Below are 20,950 nucleotides of genomic sequence, written 5' to 3' on the forward strand. Positions count from 1 at the left end.
TGCAATTGTCTATGGAAACAATTAGGGACGCGAAATTATCGTTATAAACGATCGATTGTGGATTTTTTTGATTACGAACGGCGACGCCACCCCTTCCACCCCATCGGCCAGCGCTTCGAATCGGCAGGCCACTGGTGGCCTCGTCGCTGCGCCGCGGCCCTCACTCGCGAGGCGTCAACACCACCCACAAGCAAAGTGCCCCTAGGTGCAGCGATCGGCTGCAACTGTTCGATCACGCCGGGTTCGACGAAGACGCAGCACTGATCGGCCGCGAGCGGGACATCGAACACCCTGGCGAACGCTTCGCGCTTCAGGTGGACCAGCCGCCCCGTGCGCCAAGCCTGCTGCGGCTTCAGGCGGGCCTTGCCCGCCGGCGCGCCGCTGCGCTGAGGATCGCACTCGATCAGCGCCACGAAGCCCTCGTCGAACAGCTTGCGATGCGCGGCGCACAGGTCCCAGCCTGTCGTGGTGTGGCGCTTCATGCTCGCGCGCAGGCGCCTGTCCAGCAGGATGGCGCCGGTATCGAAGCCCACGCCGCATACCAAGCAGACATGTTGTTCCAGCGAAACGTGCGATTTCTCGTCCATGATGATCTCCGGTCGCTCGGGCGGAATTGCCCGCCGCCGGGACCGCACGGCGCAGCGCAGCGGTCAGGGGTCGACGACGGCCGCCAGGCCGCAAGCGCCGCACCGTGGCGCGCTGCCCCTTGACGGCGAGAACGCCGTGCTACGGTGAGGGCCCCAGCAAGACCGCCTGCCCCCGTTCCCGGCAACGGCATCCCGGGCAGGCACGTACGCACGCACAGACACGCGCATCGCACGGCCCGCCCGCATCGCAAACGGCGCAGGGGCGCCCAGGCGCCCCGCAGCCGCGGTCAGATGAGACCGCGCTCGGCCATCGAGAGCACCCGGTTGCCTCCCACCACGATGTGGTCGAGCACCCGCACGTCAATCAGCGCCAGCGCCTCCTTCAGAGCCTGCGTCACGGCCAGATCCGCAGGCGACGGCTCCACCGCCCCTGACGGGTGGTTGTGCGCCAGGATCACGGCCGAGGCGTTGTGCCGCAGCGCACGCTTGAGCACCTCGCGCGGATAGACCTCCGTCTGTGTCAGCGTGCCGCGAAACAGGTCCTCGAAGCCCAGCAGCGTGTGGCGCGCATCGAGGAACAGAACCGCGAAGCTCTCGTGCACCTGACCTGCGAAGTGCAGCTTGAGGTAGTCCGAGACGGCATACAGAGACCGCAGCGTCTCACCCGGACGCAGCTCCTCGGCGAGCAGCTCCCGCGCCAGACGCAGCCCGCGCAGCAGCTGCGCGCACCCTGGCAACGAGGAGTCCCGTGCGAAGCACACCAGCTTGTACAGCGAACGGTCCTGCGCCGCGTACAGCACCTCGGCATCGGCGCCGAGAAACGCGCGCAAGGTATCGAGCACGCCCAGTTCGCGTGCGGTGAAAGAAGGCGCCGCACAAGGAGGCAGCGGCGACGACGACGGATCGGAGTCAACGGGGAAAGAGGATGCGTTCATGACGAACTCCTGTGGATGACACAGGCGGGATTGCCTGCGAGACCACGCCACCCCGTCGCAGCGCAGCGCTCAGGGCCGCCGCAGGCGCGCGGCACGCGCCGAGCACGCACGCATGCGTGCGCGCGCAGGGCCTTGAACGCGAGAACGAGGGGGTAGCCTCGGGGATCACAGGCAGGCCCTCCCCCACCCTGTACAGTGGTCATGGAGGTGCCCCTCTGCGTGCGTTGTTCAGCTTCGGCTGAAACCGGGCCAGCACGCCAGCCCCGCGGGCGCGCGCAAACCCTGACGGCAAGAACGGCATGCCACGCCGAAGGCCGCGGTCAGCCAGCAGCCGCCCTCCGCGTTCCGCCCCCTCGTTCTCGCTGGTCCCAAAGCCCGCACGAGGCGAAGCGAGACCGGGCGGCGCATCCCAAGGGGCGACTGCTCTTGGTGGTTTTTCTTCTTCCCCGGCCTGTCCGGCCGGCTCGAACCCCTCGACGTCGCTGAGAGAAATTCACAGGCCTGCGCCGGGCTGTCGCACCGCCCGATGCTGCACGCGCCGCCCCCACCCTGTTCGACGACCCTCGCCGTGGATTGCCACGCACGTTCGACCCGCTGTCCCAGCGGGTGCTGACCTGCATCTGCGTACCCATGCACTGGGCCGCAGGTATGCGCTCCGAGTGGTGGGCAGGATCAGGCGCCGACGGAAAGGTGGGTCGCGTCTGCGCGGAAATCAAACTCACTGGCAATGACGCCCACCCACGCGCAGCAGCGTTTCATTATTTAGTCATTTATTGACAAATACCTAATAAATACAACATACTTCAAGAATGACTCCGAGCTCGGACTCCACGCTCGAACAAGCCGTCCTCGCACTCGCCGAGCGCCAGCCGCTGCTGCGCGCGCGCGATTTGACCAGGCAGGCACTGCCGACAGTGGTGCTCAGCCGGCTGGTCGCGGTGGGCAAGCTCGATCGCGTCGCCCGCGGCGTCTACAGCCTGCCGGGACGCGCGCTCAGCGAGCACCGGTCGCTGGCCGAGGTCGTGCTGCGCGTACCGCGTGGCGTGGTATGCCTGCTGTCAGCGCTGCGCGTCCACGGCATTGGCACACAGGCGCCGTTTGAGGTCTGGATGGCAATCCCCCAACACTCGCCTACCCCCCGCCTGGACCAGCCGGCGCTGCGCGTAGTGCGCATGTCGGGGGCGGCCCTGACCGAAGGCATCGAATCGATCGTGATCGATGGCGTGACGGTCCCGGTGTTCAACGCGGCCAAGACGGTGACCGACTGCTTCAAGTACCGCAACAAGATCGGCCTGGACGTGGCGCTGGAAGCGCTGCGCGATGGTTGGTCGCAGCGCAAGCTGACGATCGATGCGCTGTGGCACTACGCCTCCGTGGATCGCGTGGCTAACGTCATGCGCCCTTATCTGGAAAGCGTCACAACATGAGCCGCAACCTCGCTGCCTCCGTCCGTGCCCGCTTGAAGCAGCGCGCCGACGCCACGAAACAGGACTTCAACCTGACGCTCACCCACTATGGGCTGGAGCGGCTGCTGTATCGGCTGTCGGTCTCGCCGCATGCCCCGGGCTACCTGCTCAAGGGCGCCCTGCTGTTTTCACTGTGGTATGACCAGCCGCATCGGCCAACGCGCGATGCAGACCTGCTGGGGTTCGGTCCGAGCGATATCGACACCGCTGTTTCGGCCTTCCGCGAGATCTGCCGGATCGAAGTAGAGGATGGCATCGCGTTCGACCCGGACTCGGTCAAGGGCTCGGTGATCCGCAAGGTAGCGGGCTATGGCGGCGTACGAATCGACTTGCTGGCCAAGTTGGACGGCGCGCGCATCGCGCTGCAGGTGGATATCGGTTTTGGCGATGCGGTCACGCCAGCACCGGAATCGGTGAGCTACCCAGTACTGCTCGAAGACCTGCCCGTCCCGCAACTACGCACCTATCCGAAATACACGGTGGTGGCCGAGAAGTTTCATGCGGTGTGCCTGCTGGGCATGGCCAATACCCGCATGAAGGACTATTTCGATCTCTGGGTGTTGCTGACCGAGGGAGCCTTGGAACCCGCCCAACTGCGCCGCGCGGTCGCGGCCACATTCGCTCGGCGGCAACTGACGATGCCCAGCAGCCTCCCCTCGGGCTTGAGCGATGCATTTGTGCAGGATGCTGCAAAACAAAGGCAATGGGCCGCCTTCCTGAAAAAGAATCGACTGGAGGCCATGGACCTGGCCGAAGTCGTCGCCCTGTTGCGCCGCGAGTTCCAGAAATTGGAGGCCACCTGAAGAAGCGAGCCTCTTCCATAGACTGAACAGATGACCTTTTCCGCAGCACAGCTTCAGCAGGTTCTCGACGACCACATGCAGCAAGGGCTGTACCTGAAGTTCGAGCGCGGTGCCGCACTGGTGCCATCAAATGGGTCCAAACAGGAGTTGGTAAAGGACTGCACTGGTTTCGCGAATACCGGTGGCGGGACGATCCTGTATGGGATTGCCGAAGAAGAAATCGACGGAATCCCCGCTGCGACGTCGCTCTCCCTCGCCACCGCCCCAGGTGTTGGCGGCGACCGGCTCAGCCACACGTTGGTGGCATAGCCCTGCGCGGCCAGGGCATCCAGCAGCAACAACACGTTGACCCCACGGTACGGCACACCCGTGCGTCCGTTGCACGGCATCCCGCGCGCCGCCGCGCGTGTCCACCGGTCGCGGAACACGGACTCGCCCTGCGCGAGCATCGCGGCGATCCGGTCGGTGACGACCCGCCGCATATCGATGCGCCCCCCTGCGGCGCAGCCTCCCGGCGGGCGGGCTCTTGCCTTCGCCCATACCTGCTGGTGGTGAGCCCTCGGGGGCACGGGGGAACGCCCGCGGCAGTCCCATTGTCCACCTGGCGCGGAAGCCGGATCGATCATGAGGATGAAGGAGTGGCATGCATGGCTGGTCCTTTCTGCGGGCGTGCCGCGGCGCGTGAACAGCTCGTCTGCTTTCGGAGCCGCCTCGACGCAGGACCCGCGCGCGAACGGACCGATGTCCAGGGACCGCCCGGAAGCCGCAGCCGAGCAGCGCGAGGACCGGGTGAGGACGGTGGCGCAGCCCTGGACATCGACCCCGAACGCGCGATGCGTCGGTCAGAAGGCGGCCCTGGAAGCAGATGCCCGTGCCCGGCCCGTGCAGCGCAGAACAGATCAACCGCATGCCACCGCCTTCTGCCCGCCTGGCGCCATGCCCCACGCCAGCCCTGCCCGAGCCGTGTCGCCCGGCTCGTTCCCATATCAAGGGTTTTCCCTGTTTGCATACGAATGCAAGGTTTCGACATTGCATTCGTATGCAACGCCAGACCATTTGGAAGAACCCATGATCAGATACCTCAAGCGAGGCAAGGACGTGCAAGTCCGTGCCGATGACGATGCCAAGGTGCGCGCCACCGTCGAAGGCATCATCAAGGACGTCGAAGCACGCGGCGATGCCGCGGTGCGCGGCTACAGCAAACAGTTCGACAACTGGGACCCGGCCGACTTCCGGCTCAGCGCCGACGCCGTCGAGAAGGCGCGCAGGAGCCTGTCGGCCCGCGAGATCGAGGACATCGCGTTCGCGCAGAAGCAGGTGCGCAACTTCGCCCAGATCCAGCGCGATTCGATGAAGGACGTCGAGGTCGAGACCTACCCGGGCGTGATCCTCGGCCACCGGAACATTCCGATGGATGCCGTGGGCTGCTACATCCCCGGCGGCAAATACCCTCTGCTGGCTTCGGCCCACATGAGCGTGCTGACCGCCAAAGTGGCCGGTGTCAAGCGCGTTGTCGCGACCGCGCCGCCCTACCAGGGCGCACCACACCCGGCGATCGTCACGGCCATGTCAATGGCCGGTGCTGACGAGATCCTGGTGCTGGGCGGCGTGCAGGCCGTGGTGGCCATGGCGGTGGGCACCGAGACCATCGCGCCAGTCGACATGCTGGTCGGCCCAGGCAATATGTACGTGGCCGAGGCCAAGCGCCAGCTCTACGGCCGCGTGGGCATCGACCTGTTCGCCGGTCCGACGGAAACGCTCGTGATCGCCGACGAGACGGCCGACGGCGAGATGTGCGCCGTCGACCTGCTGGGACAGGCCGAGCACGGCCCGACCTCGCCTGCGATCCTGCTGACCACGAGCGAACGGTTGGCGCAGGAAACGATGGCCCAGATCGAACGCCAGCTGAAGATCCTGCCCACCGCGGCCATCGCTGCGGTGAGTTGGGCCGAATACGGCGAGGTGATCGTCTGTGACACGCAGGAAGAGATGCTCAAGAAGGCCAATGAACTGGCGTTCGAGCATGTGCAGGTGCTCACGCGCGATCCCGACTACTTCCTGGCGCACATGACCAACTACGGCGCCCTGTTCCTCGGCCCGCGCACCAATGTGAGCTTCGGCGACAAGGTCATCGGCACGAACCACACGCTGCCCACCAACCGCAACGCGCGTTACACCGGCGGCCTGTGGGTCGGCAAGTTCCTCAAGACCTGCACCTATCAGAAGGTGTTGACCGACGAGGCCAGCGCGCTCATGGGCGAGTACTGTTCGCGGCTGTGCCACATGGAGAACTTCGCAGGCCATGGCGAACAGGCCAACCTGCGCGTTCGGCGTTACGGCACGCGCGCCGAGGTGCCGTGGTACCAGCCGGTGCCGGCGCTGTCGTGACGAGCATGCTTGCCCGCTCGCCGGGCTTTCGGGTCGATGGCCAGCGCGCGCTGGTCACCGGCGCCGGGCGCGGCATCGGCTTGGCCGCGGCGGCCGCTTTGGCGCGCGCCGGCGCGCATGTCACCCTCGTGGCGCGCTCGCAGAACGCGCTGCAGCAAGCCTGCGATCTGATCCGGGCCGAAGGCGGCGTGTGCGAACACCTGGTGCTCGACGTGACCGACTCGGCCGCCGTGAGCGCCACGCTCGGGGCGGCTGCGCCGTTCCAGATCCTCGTGAACAACGCCGGCCTTAACCGGCCCAAGCTGCTGGTCGACGTGCAGGATGAGGACATCGATGCGGTCTTCGACCTCAACGTCAAGGCCACGCTCTTTGTCACGCGCACCGTGGCGCGCGGGCTGCTCGCTGCGAAGTTGCCGGGCTCCATCGTCACGATCTCGTCCCAGATGGGCGTGGTCGGCAGCCCTCGCCGCACGCTGTATTGCGCGAGCAAGCATGCCGTCGAAGGCATGACCAAGGCACTGGCCTGGGAACTGGGCCCGGCGAACATCCGCGTCAACACGATCTGCCCGACCTTCATCGAAACCGCGATGACGGCGGACATGTTCGCCGACCCCGCATTCCGCGGCTGGGTCACCGAACGCATCGCGCTGGGGCGCCTGGGCAGGACCGAGGAGATCATGGGCGCGGTGGTGTTCCTGGCGAGCGAGGCTTCGAGCCTCATGACCGGCAGCGCGCTGATGCTCGACGGCGGCTGGAGCGCGGCATGAGGTCGAACGCCACCGCACAGGACGTGGCACGCCTCGCCAACGTGTCGCAGTCGGCCGTCAGCCGCACCTTCACGCCCGGCGCGAGCGTCTCGGAAGACACCCGCGCCCGCGTCATGATCGCGGCCAAGTCGCTGGGCTACCGGCCCAATGCCATGGCACGCAGCCTCATCACGCGGCGCAGCCGCATCATCGCGCTGGTCATGGGTTACCTGGAGAACCAGTTCTACCCGCTGGTGATCGAGAAGCTGTCCCAGAAGCTGCAAAAGCAGGGCTATCACGTGCTGATGTTCATCAGCGACGGCGATGAGACCGACGGCGTGCTCGACGAAATCCTGCAGTACCAGATCGACGGCATCGTCATGGCCTCGGCCATGCTGTCGCCCGCCCTCGCGCGCCAGTGCGCCGATTCGGGCGTGCCGGTGGTGCTGTTCAACCGCGTGCCCGACACCAGCGCCTTCGCGCGCCACACCACCAGTTCGGTCACCTCCGACAACCGCGAAGGCGGGCGGATGGTGGCCGAACTGCTGCTCTCGCGCGGCCACCGGCGCATCGCCTTCCTCGCAGGCCTGGAAAAGTCATCGACCAACCTCGAGCGCGAGCGCGGCTTCAGCGATGCGCTCGCACAGGCGGGGGCGACGGTCTTCCGGCGCGAGGTGGGGCACTACAGCTTCGAGCGCGCCGCCGATGCCGCACGCGCCATGTTCGCCGGGGTCCCTGCCACCCAGCGCCCCGATGCCGTGTTCGTCGCCAACGATCACATGGCCATCGCCGTCATGGACGTGCTGCGCCAGGAACTGGGCCTGCGCGTGCCCGAGGACGTGAGCGTGATCGGCTTCGACGACGTGCCTCAAGCCGCCTGGGGCGCCTACCGACTCACGACCGTCGTGCAGGGCGTCGAGCCAATGGTGGAGGCCACTGTCGAGCTGCTGCACGAGCAGATGCAGGCCGATGCGCAGCCGCGCAACGTGGTGATTCCCTGCCGCGTGGTCGAGCGCGACTCGGTGCGCGCCGCGCGCCCGGCGACTCGCCGGTCCCCCGAGGGCTTCGAGCAAGCCCACGACCCCGAAGCCCGTCTGAGCGGGACGAACGATTCATCAGTCATTTCCAGGAGACCGTTTTCATGAGCCCCCGAATCCGCCCCGCCCTGCTGGCCGCGCTGGCCCTCTCCGCGCTCGGCGCCCTCCCCGGCGCCGCGCACGCACAGGCGCCCGCCTGGCCGTCCAAACCGATCAAGTACGTCGTGCCCTTCTCACCGGGCGGCGTGTCCGACGGCGTGGCCCGCCTCGTGGCCCAGCACCTGGCCGAGCGGCTCGGCCAGCCGGTGATTGTCGACAACCGACCCGGCGTGTCGGGCATCGTCGGCACGCAGGCCGTCGCGCGCGCGCCGGCCGACGGCTACACCCTGATGGGCGGCACCATCACCACCCACGCGGTCAACCCGTTCTTCAACCGGAACCTCGGCTACGAGCCGGTGAAGGACTTTGCGCCTGTCAATCTCGTGGGCATGGTGAGCAACGTGCTGGTGGTGCCCGAAGGCAGCCGCTTCAATTCCGTGGCGCAGGTCATCGCGGAGCTCAAGACCAAGCCCGACAGCCTCACCTATGGCACGGCAGGCCCGGGCACCTCCCAGCATCTGTCGGGACAGTTGTTCGAGAGCATCACGCACACACGCATGCGCCAGATCGCCTACAAGGGCGGCTCGCAGGCGATCGTCGACCTGGTCGGCGGGCAGATCGACATGGTGTTCGAGACCGTCGCGGCGGCGCGGCCGATGATCGATGGCAAGCGCGTGAAAGTGCTCGGCGTCACAGCGGCGAAGCGGCTGGCCAGCTTGCCGGGCGTGCCGACGCTGGCCGAAGCAGGTGCGCCGAACTTCGAGATGCAGTCATGGCAAGGCGTGTTTGCACCGGCGGGCACGCCCAAGGCGGTGATCGAGCGTCTCGCGCGCGAGATCGCTGCCATCGTCGCGATGCCCGATGTGCAGGAGAAGCTGCGCGGCCTGGGCGTCGAGCCCGACGGCCGCACCGCGGATGCGTTCAGCGCGTTCCAGCGCGCGGAGATCGTCAAGTGGGGCAAGGTCATCAAGGACGCCGGCATCCAGGCCGAATGAGGACGAAACCATGAAGCACATTTCCTTTCTCCGTCGCACCTTCGTGTTCGCGGCCCTCGGCGGCATCGCCGGCCTCGCCTCGGCGCAGAATGCCGCGGGTCCCGGCGGCTACCCGGCCACCGGCCGCGTCACCATCGTCGTGCCCTTCGCGCCTGGCGGCGCCACCGACATCGTCGCGCGCCTCGTGGCCGACGAGCTTGGCAAGCGCTGGGGCACCGCCGTGGTGGTCGACAACAAGGCCGGCGCGGGCGGGGGCATCGGCACCGAGTTCGTCGCACGCGCCAAGCCCGACGGCTACACCCTGTTGCTGGGCACCCAGACGGCGCTGTCCGTCAATCCCACCTTGCTCAAGAAGATCGGCTACAACGTTGACAAGGATTTCGCACCGGTGACTCAGCTCGCGAGCACGCCGCTCGTGCTGCTGGCCGGTAACAAATCGGGTGCGACCGACGTGAAGTCGCTCGTCGCCGTGGTCAAGGCCAAGCCCGATGCCGTGTCCTACGGCTCAAGCGGCAACGGCACCTCACAGCACCTGACCGCCCTGATGCTCCTCAATCGCATCGGCGGCAAGGCGGTGCATGTGCCCTACAAGGGCAGCAGCCAGTCGCTGGTCGATCTGGCAGGCGGCCAGATCGACATGCAGTTCGACAACATGACGACCGCGCTGGCCTTTGCCAGGAACAACCAGGCCAAGGCGCTGGCTGTCACCAGCGCCGCGCGCTCGCCGCTGGCCCCCGAGCTGCCGACGGTGGCCGAATCGGGTGTTGCGGGCTTCGAGGCCGCGACCTGGCTCGGACTGCTGGCGCCTGCCGCGACGCCCGCGCCGGTGGTCGCCTGGCTCAACGCCGAAGTGGTGGCCGTGTTGCGCTCGCCCTCTGTGATCGAACGCCTCGCGGCGCAGGGCTTCACGCCCCGGCCGATGACGCCGCTGGCCTTTCGCCAATTCATCCAGGACGAAACATTGAAGTTCGCCGAGATCATCAAGGCGAACCAGGTGCACATCGAATGACTGCGCACCTGCTGAGCACCGAACTCGCGCGCAAACTGTGCGCCGTCGACACGCCCACCCTCTGCAACGCCCTCGAATTGGCAATGGGCGGGCGCAGTGCGCAGGGATTCACCTATGGCACCCTGGTGGCCGCGCCATCGCCGATGCCGCCGATGCTCGGCTTCGCGCGCACCGCCTGTATCCGTGCCGCGCGGCCCGCGTCGCGGCCGGCCGACCAGCTCCGCCAGTTGCGCCTGGACTACTACCGGCATGTGACACCGATCGACGGCATCCCCACCATCGTCGTGATGCAGGATCTGGACGATCATCCGGGGACCGGCTCGTTCTGGGGCGAGGTCAACTCGGCCGTGCACGAGGGACTCGGGGTCTCGGGCGTGCTGACGAACGGCTCCGTGCGGGACTTGGGTGACCTGTCAGCGCGTTTTCCGATCCTCGCCGGCAGCATCGGCCCCTCGCATGCCTTCGTGCACATCGAAAGCATCGGCGATCCCGTGGAGGTGTTCGGCCTGCGCGTGGCCCATGACGACCTGCTCCACGCCGACCGGCACGGCGCGGTGCGCATTGCGCCGCAATACCTCTCGGCCCTGCCCGACTGCATCGATCTCGTGCAACGGCGGGAGGCACCACTGCTGGCCGCCGCGCGCGCTCCGGGATTCGGTCTGGCGAAGATCGAGTTAGCGATGCGGCAAGCCGAAGACATCCATTGAAGGACGCACAACACACCATGGACACCACCCACCATCCGCTGGACACACGCCTGCCCGCCCTTCTCAGGAGCGGCCAACGCTTGCGCGGCCTGTTCAATTCGCTGCCGAGCCCGGCCATCGTCGAGATGTGCGGCTACGCCGGGTTCGACTTCGTCATCCTCGACAACGAGCACGGCAGCGCCAACCTGGAGAGCACTGAGCACATGCTGCGAGCCGCGCGCGCGAGCGGCATCGTGCCCGTGGTGCGCTGCTTGCGCCACGACATCTCCCGCGTGCTCGACATGGGCGCCAGCGGTGTTCAGATACCCATGGTCGGCAGCGCCGAGGAAGCGCGTGACCTGGTGCAGCAGGTGCGCTATCCGCGTGTCGGTCGGCGCGGCAGCGCGTTCAGTCCGCGCGCGGCCGGCTACGGGGCTTTTCCCGGGGTAGCGCACACCGAGCGCAGCAATTCGGGCGTGGCGCTGATCGTGATGATCGAGACCCCCGAGGCAGTCGAGCAGGCCGCCACGATCGCGGCCGTGCCCGGCGTCGATGCCGTCTTCGTCGGCCCCAACGATCTGTCGCACGCCATGGGGTTCGACAACAACTGGAAGGCCCCCGAAGTCGAAGCCGCGATCCAGCGCGCACTGTGTGCGATCCGCGATGCGGGCAACTGCGGCGGCGTGATCGCGCTCACGCCTGAAGACGAAGACAAGTACGGCCAGTGGGGCGCACGCTATTTCGCGAGCACCACGACCGGCCTGATCACGCAGGCCTTCCAGCAGGCCGCGAATGCAGGCGGACGGCGCCCCGCAGCGGCGAAGCTCGGCTACTGACGAATGCCGGGTGCCTCGGGGCGCGGGACGACTCCGGCGATGGCCTTGACCGCCCCTCGGCCGGCCGACGCCGGGGCTGCTCCCTCAGCGTGCTAGCGCCGCGCCGAGCCTTCAATACCGTCGAGGATAGGAACCCAGAAGCCGGAACCGAGACGGCTTTTTCATAGGCACTCGACCTTACATAATTAATACGTTAGACTTAATTTAGCGATCCCCTTTTCTGTATCCTCCCTCCTCCGGGGATCGCCTTGCCCGCCTTCGTGCGGGCTTTTTCTTGGTTGCTCGATCAACCGAGCGCAGCAAGAGCTGGGCCGAAACCAGGTGCTGCTGGTGGAAGAGTTAGGCAAACATCGGAGGCAGTGCCCGAGCGCGAGTTCGTGTCCATCGCAAAGGCGTTTCGGGTCTCGCCAGATCGGCTGGAGACAGCTAAGGGGCCCACCGACACGCGTGGCGCATGCCCACATCAAAGATCGACGACGTCTAAAGCGGATTTCCGGTGCGGATCGCACGCCACGGCCTAAGCTCACTAAGGCCTCGGCCACTCTGCTCGTGCTCATGAGTCGTTACATCCAGGGTCTGCTGGAGCCATTCGTCACCCAGCTTGAGGCGCAAAAGCTCATGTACTTCATGCAGGAGGCGGGACAAGAACTGAAGTTGACCTTCCAAGCCGACCGATACGGCCCCTATGCGCCCAATCTGGGCCACGTACTCAAGCGGCTGGATAGTCACTACCTCACCGGCATGGGCGATGGGGACAGCTCGCCAGGTCGACCACTCATGACCATTCCTGAAGGCGTGGATGAAGCGCGCGGCCTTCTGGCGCGCGATGACACCACCAACAAGCGCATCGAGCGCGTGGCGCGGCTGATCGACGGCTTCGAGGACCCTCATGGTATGGAACTGCTGAGTACGATGCTGTGGGTGATGGTCCACCACGAAGAAGCCCGTGAATCCCCCTCAGCGGCGATCGAACATGTGCACGCTTGGAGCGAGCGCAAACGCAAGCTACTGCCGGCGGATCACCTTGAAAAGGCGTGGGAGCGTCTGCGCGCGCAGGAATGGCACTTCATGGCTCGCAGCATTCACGCGGAACCGGTGACACACTAGCGCCCCTCAAAACTATACAAGTAAGGTAAGGCCCGCCCCGTGCGGGCTTTTTCATGGGCGCTATATCGCCCGGACACAACGAACGCAACAGATTGCTGTTGGGTCAGAGATCGGTGGAATCCAACAACCAGCCTTTCATCTGCAATGCCAATGGTCGAAACGGCGTTCATTCGCCCACATGGGCCGGACGCGCTCGAGATATGGCACGTAGTAGGGCCGCTTGAGCTGCACCTGCTCGAAATAGTCGCGACTGCTCCATGCCTCAATCAACAGTATCGAGCCCGGATGGTCTGCATGCTGCAGGACTTCAAATCGCAAGCAGTCTGGCTCTGCCTCCAGCAGCACGCGAAACGCGCCCAATTCATGCAGGAATGTGTCGATGCAGTCGGGCCGAAGAGTCAACTGTACCGTGACGACATGCATGGTGCCTCCTACAGCGCATCGGTCATGCCACCGTCGGTCAGGATGGTTCGTCCCGTGATCCAACGCGAATCCTCCGAAGTCAGGAAGACGACGACGTCAGCAATATCTGCCGGCTCCCCAATGCGGCCGGCAGGCGTGGCCGCGATGACCGCCTGACGACGGGCTTCTGGCGTGGCAGCGGTCATGTCCGTGCTGGTCATGGACGGCGCCACGGCATTGACAGTGATACCGCGTGCGCCAAGTTCCTTGGCAAAGGCGTTGGTCAAAACGGAAACGGCGGCTTTGCTTGCCGAATAGATCGCTGTTCCCGGACGTGGCGTGTAGATGAGGTTGCTGGAAACGTTGACGATGCGCCCGCCTGCAGCGGGGAAATGAGGTACAGCAATCTGGGTCATATTCAGGACACCGCCGATGTTGACGCTGAACACGCGACTGACGTGCTCGGCGTCGATGGCGCCAAAGGTGCGTGCTTCAAACATACCGGCGTTGTTGACCAGAATGTCGATATGGCCGAATTGGGTCACGATCGCATTGATGGCGCTCTGCGCCGCTGCGTGATCGGCCACATCCGCTGCGAACGCTGCGGCCGTGCCGCCTGCAGCTGTGATGGCGTCGACGACCGATTGCGCCTGCGTGTGATCGCCGCGGTACACAATGGCAACGTGCGTGCCTTGCGCAGCAAGTTTCTTGGCAATCGCTGCGCCGATTCCTCGTGAGCCGCCAGTAACAACGGCAATTTTTTTCTTGGTCATGATTCGCACTTCATTTGGTGGGGGTTAGGGACCCGATGCCCTGACACGAGCGGGGCATCGGGGTGGATTTGGTGCGACCGCCACCACCAGGCTAGGCCTGCTTCAAGGCAGGCGGGGACGCCACCGATCCAAACTTTCCTGCGCGAAAGTCGCGCACTGCCTCATCAAGTGACGCCTCGCTTTCGAAGACAAACGGCCCGCGAGCAATGACGGGCTCATCGATCCGCTCGCCCGCCAGCACGACGCAATGCGCCCCCTCGCTACCGCGCAGACCGATGATGCCGCCACTGCCGTCGGCACTGGCACAGATGGCCTGACCAGCCAGCAGTTCGGCGCCGCCGTCCACGACGACGCACCCCTGGACCACATGCACCCATGCATTCCATTCGCCTGGCAAAGGCACATCGATGGACGCGTTGGGTTTCTCCAACCGCGCATCGAGCATCAGGATGGGACGGGGCGCGCGGGTCGGCGAGGTCCGCCCTTGAAAATCCCCGGCAACGACGCGCACACGCGCTCCCTCCACGGTCTCGACGACGGACATCTTGTCGCAGCCAACATGAAACGAATCCGGCGGCAGATGCTTCAGGGATGCCGGCAGATTCACGAAAATCTGCAGCGCATGGATGTGCGCCGATTCCGCCGGGAGTTGAGTGTGCAGAATCCCGCGACCCGCCATCGTCCAATGCAGGTCACCTGCGCCGAACGTCGCATTGTTGCCAATCGAGTCCCGGCTCAGCATGGAACCCTTCGTATCTTCGAATACGAGCGTGACCGCAGAAAATCCCGCGTGAGGGTGGACGTCGAAGGTGGGTTGCCACATGTGAAAGTGATCCACCATCACGAAGGGCGACATCGCCGTGCCCCCGAACGCGTCGTGGCGGAACTGGGCGATGGTGCACCCGGTTCCGACCGGCTGGGCCGTCGCATTCACCACTTTTGAAAACCGAATGCCCATGGCTGGCCTCACTGGTTCTTGGATTGCGGAGTGTTCTTCAACTGCCAGACCAGCGTCGCGAAAGGAATGTCCAGCGCGTCATAGACGTCGTGGGCCTTCGGGTCCGCGTTGTCCGCAAGCAGTTCGACACCTGCGGTGGCGTAGTCCGTCACCGGCACTCCCGCGAGTGTGAGCCGCTGCAGGCCGCTCACCCGCTTGGCTTCGTTGAACGTCCCGGAAGCATCGAGCACCACACGGGCGTCGTAGCCGGCCGCCTTGGCGGACAAGGCAGGGAACGCTGCGCAGACCTCCAGCGAGACGCCAGCAACCAGGATCTGCTTGCGGCCAGTTTTTTCAATGGCGGCCCGCACCTTCGGGTCGTCCCAGGCATTGATGACCGTACGGCTGATGACCGGCACACCGGGTAGGGCCGCAACCAGTTCGGGGATGATCGGGCCCCACAGGCCATCGGGCATGGTGGCCGTCAGCACAACCGGGATGCCCAGCACCTTGGCGGCCTTGGCCAACGCGACAACGTTGTGCTTGAGCTCTGCCACCGGGATGTCGCGCACGCCGGTGTACAACCCAATCTGTTGATCGACCAGAAGCAGCACCGTGTTCTGGCGCGACAGCATTTTCAGTTGCTGCGGCACATTCTGGGCCGCGACAGCCGCGGCGGTTGGGCCAGTTTGCATCGCCTTGGTGTCGGCCGCCATGGCGCCGGTTCCAAATGCCACGAGCAGTGCACTGGCGGCCAGTTGAACGACTGCCGTCTTAGGGAAAAACTTCGACATCTGCGACTCCATAAGTGAGAACTGAACTCTATGGAATCACTCATCGTTCGAGAAGCCCGAGGATTTCTGACACATCGTCTTAGGAAATGGGATGATTCTGGGATGTTGAACCTGACAGATGTCTTCTATTTCGTGCAGGTGGTGAACCATGGCGGATTTACCGCTGCCGCGCGGGTGCTGCGCGCGTCTAAGTCGACATTGAGCCTGCGTGTTCAACAGCTTGAGGCCGATCTCGGGGTTCAGTTGCTCAATCGGAGTTCCCGAAAACTTGGATTGACGAACGTGGGCGGCGAGTTCTACCGCCATGCGCAATCTTTGCTTCGGGCGGCCGAGGGCGCAGAAAATGTCGGTCGCCAGCGGCAGAGCGAACCGAGCGGCACGCTCCGTATCACGTCGTCCGTGACAGTTGCTCAGTTTGCATTACGGGAAATCCTTCCCGCCTTCATGCGCATGTATCCGAAGGTCAGTATTGAACAGCACGCATCCGACGTGATGACGGACATTGTTGGAGAAGGATACGATCTGGCCATTCGCGCACACGCCAGCCCTCTTCCTGATTCGTCACTCGTGCAGCGTAGGTTGGCAGCGGTTCCCTGGCTTTTGTTCGCCTCTGCGACGTATCTCGATGACAAAGGCGTTCCGCATCGTCCCGATGATCTTGTGACCCACAGCGCCATCGCGCACGGCCGCGGGACAACGAAAAGTTGGTCTCTGCGATTCGAGGAAGAGCCCGCTGCCATGGTGCCAATTACCGCCCGCTTCGTAAGCAACGACATGGTTGCATTGAAGCAGGCTGCCTGTGCCGGCCTGGGCATTGTTGTGCTTCCAGGCTACGTGTGCCGAGAGGAGGTGGCAGCGGGAACGCTGGTCCGGGTGTTGCCGCAATGGCGCGCAGCCGACTCGAGTCTGACGGCCGTGCTGCCCGCTCGACAGGGTTGGCTGCCCTCGGTGCGGGTCTTCTTGGATTACCTGGTAGACGAACTGCCCCGAGCGGTCGAGTGACCCCAGTGCGATGGCCAGGGTGTTGTGACGAGCAACCCGTCCCGTGGTCGGTGTGACGGTGGTGGCCAGAGTGCCGGTAGGGTCGAAGTTGGGCGTCAAGGATGCGACATAACCCCCGGCACGGCTGATGCGCCGTGACGGATTGCAGGAGTCTGGAAACGAAAAGCCGCCTGGAGGCGGCTTGGAATGAAAAGAAATGTCGATCTGGATGATCGGCATGTTCTTGAAGACCGCGGTCACGGTCTTCTGGCATACGATCTCCTCACGCAAGCAGCGGCCTGATGCTGGTCGCACTCGTTGCCCTGCTGAATCTGCAATGCAACGAAAGAAGAAAGTTCTGAAGACCCCCCCAAGCCCCACACGCAAGACTTCATGCAAGGACCGACCTCTTCTGCGTGTTCCCTTCAGCCATGCTGGTCTGAAAATATCTGGAATCCACGCTTCACACATGATCTCGTCGGTAGGCGTCTGAGCATGTCATCTTGACCCGAGGTCAACACGACAGCTGGCAACAGAATCTCGCTTCTGTGCCGACGCAGCAGGTTGGACGTACGACATAGACCAGTTAAATTCATGTCCGCACCCCCACAGACAGGGTCCATTCAAGCCCGTAAGGCTTTGTCGAGGATGGTGTGATCGAAGTAGTCATGCATGCGACTCGGATGGTCATTCCCTGCGCCTCGCGTGGCATATTTTTTCCGCAGGTTCAGCACCGTTTGCAGGCCACGCGGATCGATGCGCATGTCGAGCGCTAGTCCGTCGTCGGGGGACAGGAGTTGATCTGCCGCAGCGACAACACAGGAAGGGACAAGGTCCTTCATGTTGCTCAGTAGCAGCGACTCGACCATAGATCGATTTCTGCTGTCAAAGCACCACGTCAGGCCCTTTCGATAGGCCCGAAGGAACGCCTCCAGGACGTCGCCATGGGCCTCAGCCCAACTGCGTAGCGCCGCACCGACCGTCCCTTGGTACGGCCCCAACTCGCGACCATAGGCCAGGCAATGGCATCCACGCTCGACCGCCAACAGGTCGAAGGGAGTGCGAAGCAGCGTCGCGTCAAACTTACCGTCCATCAGCGCGGCATAGCGTTGGCTCGTACCACCGGCACGCTCGAAACGCACATCCGATTCGAGAACGCCTCCGCGTGCGAGCAGTTCTCGCAGGACGAAAGCAAAGCCAGTGGTCATGGCATCGACCGCCACGCCGCAACCGCGCAGAGCTGCCAGTTCAGTGATGCCAGGCGCGGCGACGAGGCTCAGAAAACCACTGTCGCCGCCCATGAACATAAATAGGTCGGGTTCGGCCACTGCGGTGCCTTCGCCCGCTCCGTCGCGATAGGCGACGAAGTTGTCCGCACCGGCAAAAGCGATGTCGTGTTGTCCAGCCAGCAGTCCTGTGACCAGTTCGCCGGAGTTAGCGGTGTACGCCAGGGCGATGGCAAGGCCCTCGGCTTCGAAATACCCAAGGCGCTGTGCCGCCCATATCGGCAGGTTCCAGCCGCCGTCGAAAGCAATCACGCGCAAAGAGTTCAGAGATGTCGGCATGTGTGACCTGTCTTCATTCGAGCTTGGCGCCGGATGCCTTGACGACATTGCCCCAACGGACGATTTCGCTCTTGATGAAGGCGCTGAACTCCGTCGGTGTGTCCGACACGACCTCCATGCCCTGGTCTTGCAACTTGCTCTTGATGGCTGGCAGGCCCAGCACCTTGTGCGCGGACGTGGCGAGTCGCTCGATCACTGCGGGTGGCGTGCCCGCTGGCGCGGCGAGCCCGAACCAAGCGGAAACATTGAAGCCCGGCAGACCCTGACTGGCGATGGTCGGCAGTTCCGGCCACGTCGAGACCGCTTCGAGCGAGGTGACTCCCAGCGCCTTCACCGATCTTGACTTTGCCTGCGCGAGCGCCACCGGCACGCTCACGAACGACATGTTCACCTCACCGGCCAGCACGGCGTTCATGCTCTGCGGTGCGCTCTTGTAGGGCACGTGCAGGAGCTTGGTTCCCGTTGCGGCCGCGAACATTTCGCCGGCCAGATGCTGCGAGGTGCCGCTGCCTCCCGACGAATAGCTGAGCTCGCCGGGCTTGCTCTTCGCAATAGCCACGAGGTCCTTGATCGATTGCGCGGGAGAGGCCGCGGGCACGACCAACACGTTCGGGCTCGAGGCGAGCCGCGAAATCGGTGCGAAGTCCTTCACCGGATCGAAGCGCATCGACGCATACAGCGACGGGTTGATGCCGTGGGTGCTGGTGCTCGCGAGCAGCACCGTGTAGCCATCGGGCTTGGCCCTTGCAACGAGCTCGGCCGCGATATTGCCGCCGGCGCCCGGACGGTTGTCTACCAGAACCGGTTGGCCAAGTTGCCGCCCCCACTCGTCACCGAAGATGCGCGCGAGGATGTCGGCCGACGAGCCCGGCGCCGCGGTGACGACGATCTGGATCGGCCGGCTCGGGTACGGCTGCTGGGCCAGCGCGGCACACGCCGCGCCCAAGGCCCACGTCAAGAACAGATACTTTTTCATCTTCAAAAAATCAGCTGCCATTTCTTTGCTCCGTAGGCCGGTGGATGAAACTAAAGGCGCTAGACGACGCCAAGCCCCTGGATCTCGATCACGATGCCGGGACGGGCGAAGTGGGACACCGTGATCAGCGCGCTGGCCGGAAAGCGCCCATGGTTGAAGATCTCTTGGCGGATGCGCACGAACTCGTCGCCGTAGCGTGGGTCGTTGATGAATACGGTCATCCACACGAGGTTGTCGAGCGACCCGCCAGCGCGCTCCAGCGTCTGTCCGATCAACGCGAAACAAGTCCGGGCCTGCGCCTGCAGATTGCCGGAGATGTCGCGCCCCTCTAGGTCAGTCGTGGCCGTCTGCCCGGCCAGCCAGACCGTGCGGCCGCCTTCGGTGATCACGGCGGGAGAGAAGGCACGACTCTTTTGGAAGTCGGTTCCTTCGAGGTGGGTGATGGTCAGGCTCATGCGATCTCCGTTGAAAGCGACAATGCAGAATGAATTGACAATGTAGACGTCGATTCTCTTAACGTCAAGATAATTAATGTGAAGCTATGCCGAAGAATTCCGACTCAGTCGCAGCGTTGATCGAAGACTGGCACAGGGAGCGCCCCGACCTGGATCCCTCTTCGCTGGGCATCGTCGGGCGCATGGCGCGCCTGTCCGCGCACATCACGCGACGCGCCGAGCAATGGCTCGCGCCATTGGGGCTCTCATGGGAGTCGTTCAGCTTGATCGTGACGCTGCGCCGGGCCGGCGCGCCCTATCAGTTGCGTCCAGGGGAGTTGCTTCAGGTATCACTGCTGACGTCGGGCGCGATCACGAACCGTATCGATCGTGTCGAACAGCAGGCGCTGGTGGTGCGCCTGCGTGACCCCAATGATCGGCGCGGAGTAATCGTGCAGTTGACGCCCGAAGGCCTCGAACTCGCCGATCGCGCCATTGCGCTGCACTTCGCGCAGCTCGAGGCCTTGCTCGCGCCGCTCAGCAAGAATGAAAATGAGATTGCCGCCCGGGTTCTGGGAAAGCTGTTGTCCAGCCTGGAGCAAGGGGCGCCTGGAGATCGTTGACTCCGCCTCAGCGCACTGGTCCGACGGGCTACGCGACGCCGCCTGCCCTCAGTTCTCATGGGGAATTGACTATCTCGTGAGGCAACGAAAGCGCCTCTCGATAGAGGCCATCAATTGACCTCCCCAGGGTTGGTGGCAAGGCGATCCATGTTGCGACTCGACGCGTGGCCGGTGCGCCCGTCGACTTGCGAACCACCAGCTCCGGTCGCAGCACCACGGTGGAGGCGGACAGCGCCTGTCCGTCGATCTCCTCGAACAGCATCTCTCGCGGTGCGGCAGGCGGATGGTGGTGAGCGGCGGATCGACCATGTCCACCAGCGGCATGTCGTTGTGGCCCGTGACCGAGATGTCCTTCGGCACGCGCAGGCCGGCCTCGCGCAGCACCGCCCGTGCGAGCGCCGGATCGACCACGTTGGTGACGAACACGAAGTAGCCGCGCGCAGCCGCGCTGGCCTCGATGCCTTGCAGGATCGGCGGGAACACCGCGTTGGTGATGTCGAGCACCAGCACGCCGATGGTGTGGGTGCGGCCCGTGCGCAGCGCCGAGGCCGCGCGGTTGGGCCGGTAGCCCAGGCGCTGCGCGGCCTCCTCGACCACGCGCAGCACCTCGTCGCTGATCAGCGAGCGCTTCTCGGGGCTGAGCGCGCGCGACACGGTCGACACGTGCCACGCCGGGGGTGCGGGCAACGTCGCTTACTGCGCCTTCCTGCGCCGCCCGTTGCCGCGGGAGCGCTGGGTCGGCTCCGCGCGACCGCGCATCTCCGCGGAATG

22 protein-coding genes and 2 pseudogenes are annotated in these 20,950 nt (G+C 64.8%); 13 read left to right on the forward strand and 11 right to left on the reverse strand.

All coding sequences use genetic code 11. From position 1 onward, the window contains the following. Window positions 1-203 precede the first annotated feature (203 nt). Window positions 204-587: pseudogene (locus AC57B8_RS09350) on the reverse strand (ATPase); the annotation flags it as partial. 287 nt (window positions 588-874) lie between these two features. After that, window positions 875-1,522: a RadC family protein gene (gene radC, locus AC57B8_RS09355; protein ID WP_496479440.1), complete on the reverse strand. Its 648-nt coding sequence runs from the start codon at window positions 1,520-1,522 to the stop codon at window positions 875-877. 809 nt (window positions 1,523-2,331) lie between these two features. On the opposite strand from radC, the gene AC57B8_RS09360 reads away from it, so the two are divergent. Genes AC57B8_RS09360 through AC57B8_RS09370 form a run of 3 tightly spaced genes read left to right on the forward strand, consistent with a single transcriptional unit; the run spans window position 2,332 to window position 4,100 of the window. Continuing rightward, window positions 2,332-2,949, forward strand: a complete 618-nt coding sequence (locus tag AC57B8_RS09360) for a type IV toxin-antitoxin system AbiEi family antitoxin domain-containing protein (protein WP_496479441.1) — start codon at window positions 2,332-2,334, stop codon at window positions 2,947-2,949. Further along, window positions 2,946-3,791, forward strand: coding sequence for a nucleotidyl transferase AbiEii/AbiGii toxin family protein (locus AC57B8_RS09365; protein WP_496479442.1), 846 nt, complete (start codon window positions 2,946-2,948; stop codon window positions 3,789-3,791). Before AC57B8_RS09360 ends, AC57B8_RS09365 begins: the two co-directional genes overlap by 4 nt. Window positions 3,792-3,821: 30 nt before the next feature. After that, window positions 3,822-4,100, forward strand: a complete 279-nt coding sequence (locus AC57B8_RS09370) for an AlbA family DNA-binding domain-containing protein (RefSeq protein WP_496479490.1) — start codon at window positions 3,822-3,824, stop codon at window positions 4,098-4,100. Between the two features lie 32 nt (window positions 4,101-4,132). Here the strand turns inward: AC57B8_RS09370 and AC57B8_RS09375 are convergent. After that, window positions 4,133-4,417, reverse strand: a pseudogene (locus tag AC57B8_RS09375) (ArdC-like ssDNA-binding domain-containing protein); the annotation flags it as partial. 442 nt (window positions 4,418-4,859) lie between these two features. Between AC57B8_RS09375 and hisD the strand changes: the two are divergent. The 8 genes from hisD (at window position 4,860) to AC57B8_RS09415 (ending at window position 12,694) form a co-directional block, all read left to right on the forward strand. Then, window positions 4,860-6,179 carry a histidinol dehydrogenase gene (gene hisD / locus AC57B8_RS09380; RefSeq protein ID WP_496479443.1) on the forward strand — a complete coding sequence of 440 codons (1,320 nt, stop codon included), beginning with the start codon at window positions 4,860-4,862 and terminating at the stop codon, window positions 6,177-6,179. Between the two features lie 5 nt (window positions 6,180-6,184). Continuing rightward, window positions 6,185-6,946, forward strand: coding sequence for an SDR family NAD(P)-dependent oxidoreductase (locus AC57B8_RS09385; RefSeq protein ID WP_496479485.1), 762 nt, complete (start codon window positions 6,185-6,187; stop codon window positions 6,944-6,946). Further along, window positions 6,943-8,070, forward strand: coding sequence for a LacI family DNA-binding transcriptional regulator (locus AC57B8_RS09390; RefSeq protein ID WP_496479444.1), 1,128 nt, complete (start codon window positions 6,943-6,945; stop codon window positions 8,068-8,070). The genes AC57B8_RS09385 and AC57B8_RS09390 overlap by 4 nt, the downstream gene beginning before the upstream one ends. Further along, entirely contained in the window at window positions 8,067-9,056 is a 990-nt protein-coding gene (locus AC57B8_RS09395; protein ID WP_496479445.1) for a Bug family tripartite tricarboxylate transporter substrate binding protein, read from the forward strand. Before AC57B8_RS09390 ends, AC57B8_RS09395 begins: the two co-directional genes overlap by 4 nt. Before the next feature lie 10 nt (window positions 9,057-9,066). After that, the gene (locus AC57B8_RS09400; RefSeq protein ID WP_496479446.1) at window positions 9,067-10,065 is read left to right on the forward strand and encodes a Bug family tripartite tricarboxylate transporter substrate binding protein; all 999 of its coding nucleotides are present in this window, start codon (window positions 9,067-9,069) and stop codon (window positions 10,063-10,065) included. Continuing rightward, a complete protein-coding gene (locus tag AC57B8_RS09405; protein WP_496479447.1) occupies window positions 10,062-10,772 on the forward strand; it encodes an RraA family protein in 711 nt (236 codons plus the stop codon). The genes AC57B8_RS09400 and AC57B8_RS09405 overlap by 4 nt, the downstream gene beginning before the upstream one ends. Window positions 10,773-10,789: 17 nt before the next feature. Continuing rightward, window positions 10,790-11,587 (forward strand): HpcH/HpaI aldolase family protein, encoded by a 798-nt coding sequence (locus AC57B8_RS09410; RefSeq protein WP_496479448.1) that lies wholly within the window; start codon window positions 10,790-10,792, stop codon window positions 11,585-11,587. A 555-nt stretch (window positions 11,588-12,142) separates the two neighbouring features. Beyond that, entirely contained in the window at window positions 12,143-12,694 is a 552-nt protein-coding gene (locus AC57B8_RS09415) for a hypothetical protein (RefSeq protein ID WP_496479449.1), read from the forward strand. 135 nt (window positions 12,695-12,829) lie between these two features. Here AC57B8_RS09415 and AC57B8_RS09420 read toward each other — a convergent pair whose 3' ends face one another. From AC57B8_RS09420 to AC57B8_RS09435, 4 genes are all read right to left on the reverse strand, one after another. Next, the gene (locus AC57B8_RS09420) at window positions 12,830-13,117 is read right to left on the reverse strand and encodes a putative quinol monooxygenase (protein WP_496479450.1); all 288 of its coding nucleotides are present in this window, start codon (window positions 13,115-13,117) and stop codon (window positions 12,830-12,832) included. An 8-nt stretch (window positions 13,118-13,125) separates the two neighbouring features. After that, a complete protein-coding gene (locus tag AC57B8_RS09425) occupies window positions 13,126-13,869 on the reverse strand; it encodes an SDR family NAD(P)-dependent oxidoreductase (RefSeq protein ID WP_496479451.1) in 744 nt (247 codons plus the stop codon). 91 nt (window positions 13,870-13,960) lie between these two features. Beyond that, complete coding sequence (locus AC57B8_RS09430) at window positions 13,961-14,827, reverse strand: pirin family protein (RefSeq protein WP_496479452.1); 867 nt, start codon at window positions 14,825-14,827, stop codon at window positions 13,961-13,963. Between the two features lie 8 nt (window positions 14,828-14,835). Further along, window positions 14,836-15,600 (reverse strand): isochorismatase family protein, encoded by a 765-nt coding sequence (locus tag AC57B8_RS09435; protein WP_496479453.1) that lies wholly within the window; start codon window positions 15,598-15,600, stop codon window positions 14,836-14,838. A 102-nt stretch (window positions 15,601-15,702) separates the two neighbouring features. Here AC57B8_RS09435 and AC57B8_RS09440 point away from each other — a divergent pair, with 102 nt between their 5' ends. After that, window positions 15,703-16,602 carry a LysR substrate-binding domain-containing protein gene (locus AC57B8_RS09440; protein WP_496479454.1) on the forward strand — a complete coding sequence of 300 codons (900 nt, stop codon included), beginning with the start codon at window positions 15,703-15,705 and terminating at the stop codon, window positions 16,600-16,602. Between the two features lie 602 nt (window positions 16,603-17,204). On the opposite strand, the gene AC57B8_RS09445 is transcribed toward AC57B8_RS09440, so the two are convergent. The 3 genes from AC57B8_RS09445 to AC57B8_RS09455 are packed head-to-tail and all read right to left on the reverse strand — an operon-like array spanning window position 17,205 to window position 19,577. Then, entirely contained in the window at window positions 17,205-18,146 is a 942-nt protein-coding gene (locus tag AC57B8_RS09445) for an ABC transporter substrate-binding protein (RefSeq protein WP_496479455.1), read from the reverse strand. 13 nt (window positions 18,147-18,159) lie between these two features. Next, window positions 18,160-19,143 (reverse strand): tripartite tricarboxylate transporter substrate binding protein, encoded by a 984-nt coding sequence (locus AC57B8_RS09450; RefSeq protein WP_496479456.1) that lies wholly within the window; start codon window positions 19,141-19,143, stop codon window positions 18,160-18,162. Window positions 19,144-19,181: 38 nt separating this feature from the next. Continuing rightward, window positions 19,182-19,577, reverse strand: a complete 396-nt coding sequence (locus tag AC57B8_RS09455) for a RidA family protein (protein ID WP_496479457.1) — start codon at window positions 19,575-19,577, stop codon at window positions 19,182-19,184. An 86-nt stretch (window positions 19,578-19,663) separates the two neighbouring features. Here AC57B8_RS09455 and AC57B8_RS09460 point away from each other — a divergent pair, with 86 nt between their 5' ends. Continuing rightward, window positions 19,664-20,179 (forward strand): MarR family winged helix-turn-helix transcriptional regulator, encoded by a 516-nt coding sequence (locus AC57B8_RS09460; RefSeq protein ID WP_496479458.1) that lies wholly within the window; start codon window positions 19,664-19,666, stop codon window positions 20,177-20,179. Window positions 20,180-20,248: 69 nt separating this feature from the next. Here the strand turns inward: AC57B8_RS09460 and AC57B8_RS09465 are convergent, their stop codons facing one another. Continuing rightward, the gene (locus AC57B8_RS09465) at window positions 20,249-20,866 is read right to left on the reverse strand and encodes a substrate-binding domain-containing protein (protein WP_496479459.1); all 618 of its coding nucleotides are present in this window, start codon (window positions 20,864-20,866) and stop codon (window positions 20,249-20,251) included. Window positions 20,867-20,950: the final 84 nt, after the last annotated feature.

The organism is Variovorax sp. BGA-UO-ETr-C22 (assembly GCF_059567965.1).

Excerpts from the sequence above, each read along its gene's own strand:
- AC57B8_RS09410 (WP_496479448.1), top strand. The coding sequence starts at position 10,790 with ATGGACACCACCCACCATCCGCTGGACACACGCCTGCCCGCCCTTCTC.
- AC57B8_RS09455 (WP_496479457.1), bottom strand. The coding sequence starts at position 19,577 with ATGAGCCTGACCATCACCCACCTCGAAGGAACCGACTTCCAAAAGAGT.
- AC57B8_RS09420 (WP_496479450.1), bottom strand. The coding sequence starts at position 13,117 with ATGCATGTCGTCACGGTACAGTTGACTCTTCGGCCCGACTGCATCGAC.
- AC57B8_RS09430 (WP_496479452.1), bottom strand. The coding sequence starts at position 14,827 with ATGGGCATTCGGTTTTCAAAAGTGGTGAATGCGACGGCCCAGCCGGTC.
- AC57B8_RS09405 (WP_496479447.1), top strand. The coding sequence starts at position 10,062 with ATGACTGCGCACCTGCTGAGCACCGAACTCGCGCGCAAACTGTGCGCC.
- AC57B8_RS09370 (WP_496479490.1), top strand. The coding sequence starts at position 3,822 with ATGACCTTTTCCGCAGCACAGCTTCAGCAGGTTCTCGACGACCACATG.
- AC57B8_RS09400 (WP_496479446.1), top strand. The coding sequence starts at position 9,067 with ATGAAGCACATTTCCTTTCTCCGTCGCACCTTCGTGTTCGCGGCCCTC.
- AC57B8_RS09360 (WP_496479441.1), top strand. The coding sequence starts at position 2,332 with ATGACTCCGAGCTCGGACTCCACGCTCGAACAAGCCGTCCTCGCACTC.
- AC57B8_RS09435 (WP_496479453.1), bottom strand. The coding sequence starts at position 15,600 with ATGTCGAAGTTTTTCCCTAAGACGGCAGTCGTTCAACTGGCCGCCAGT.
- radC (WP_496479440.1), bottom strand. The coding sequence starts at position 1,522 with ATGAACGCATCCTCTTTCCCCGTTGACTCCGATCCGTCGTCGTCGCCG.
- AC57B8_RS09385 (WP_496479485.1), top strand. The coding sequence starts at position 6,185 with ATGCTTGCCCGCTCGCCGGGCTTTCGGGTCGATGGCCAGCGCGCGCTG.
- AC57B8_RS09440 (WP_496479454.1), top strand. The coding sequence starts at position 15,703 with ATGTTGAACCTGACAGATGTCTTCTATTTCGTGCAGGTGGTGAACCAT.
- hisD (WP_496479443.1), top strand. The coding sequence starts at position 4,860 with ATGATCAGATACCTCAAGCGAGGCAAGGACGTGCAAGTCCGTGCCGAT.
- AC57B8_RS09415 (WP_496479449.1), top strand. The coding sequence starts at position 12,143 with ATGAGTCGTTACATCCAGGGTCTGCTGGAGCCATTCGTCACCCAGCTT.
- AC57B8_RS09395 (WP_496479445.1), top strand. The coding sequence starts at position 8,067 with ATGAGCCCCCGAATCCGCCCCGCCCTGCTGGCCGCGCTGGCCCTCTCC.
- AC57B8_RS09450 (WP_496479456.1), bottom strand. The coding sequence starts at position 19,143 with ATGGCAGCTGATTTTTTGAAGATGAAAAAGTATCTGTTCTTGACGTGG.
- AC57B8_RS09445 (WP_496479455.1), bottom strand. The coding sequence starts at position 18,146 with ATGCCGACATCTCTGAACTCTTTGCGCGTGATTGCTTTCGACGGCGGC.
- AC57B8_RS09425 (WP_496479451.1), bottom strand. The coding sequence starts at position 13,869 with ATGACCAAGAAAAAAATTGCCGTTGTTACTGGCGGCTCACGAGGAATC.
- AC57B8_RS09365 (WP_496479442.1), top strand. The coding sequence starts at position 2,946 with ATGAGCCGCAACCTCGCTGCCTCCGTCCGTGCCCGCTTGAAGCAGCGC.
- AC57B8_RS09390 (WP_496479444.1), top strand. The coding sequence starts at position 6,943 with ATGAGGTCGAACGCCACCGCACAGGACGTGGCACGCCTCGCCAACGTG.
- AC57B8_RS09460 (WP_496479458.1), top strand. The coding sequence starts at position 19,664 with ATGCCGAAGAATTCCGACTCAGTCGCAGCGTTGATCGAAGACTGGCAC.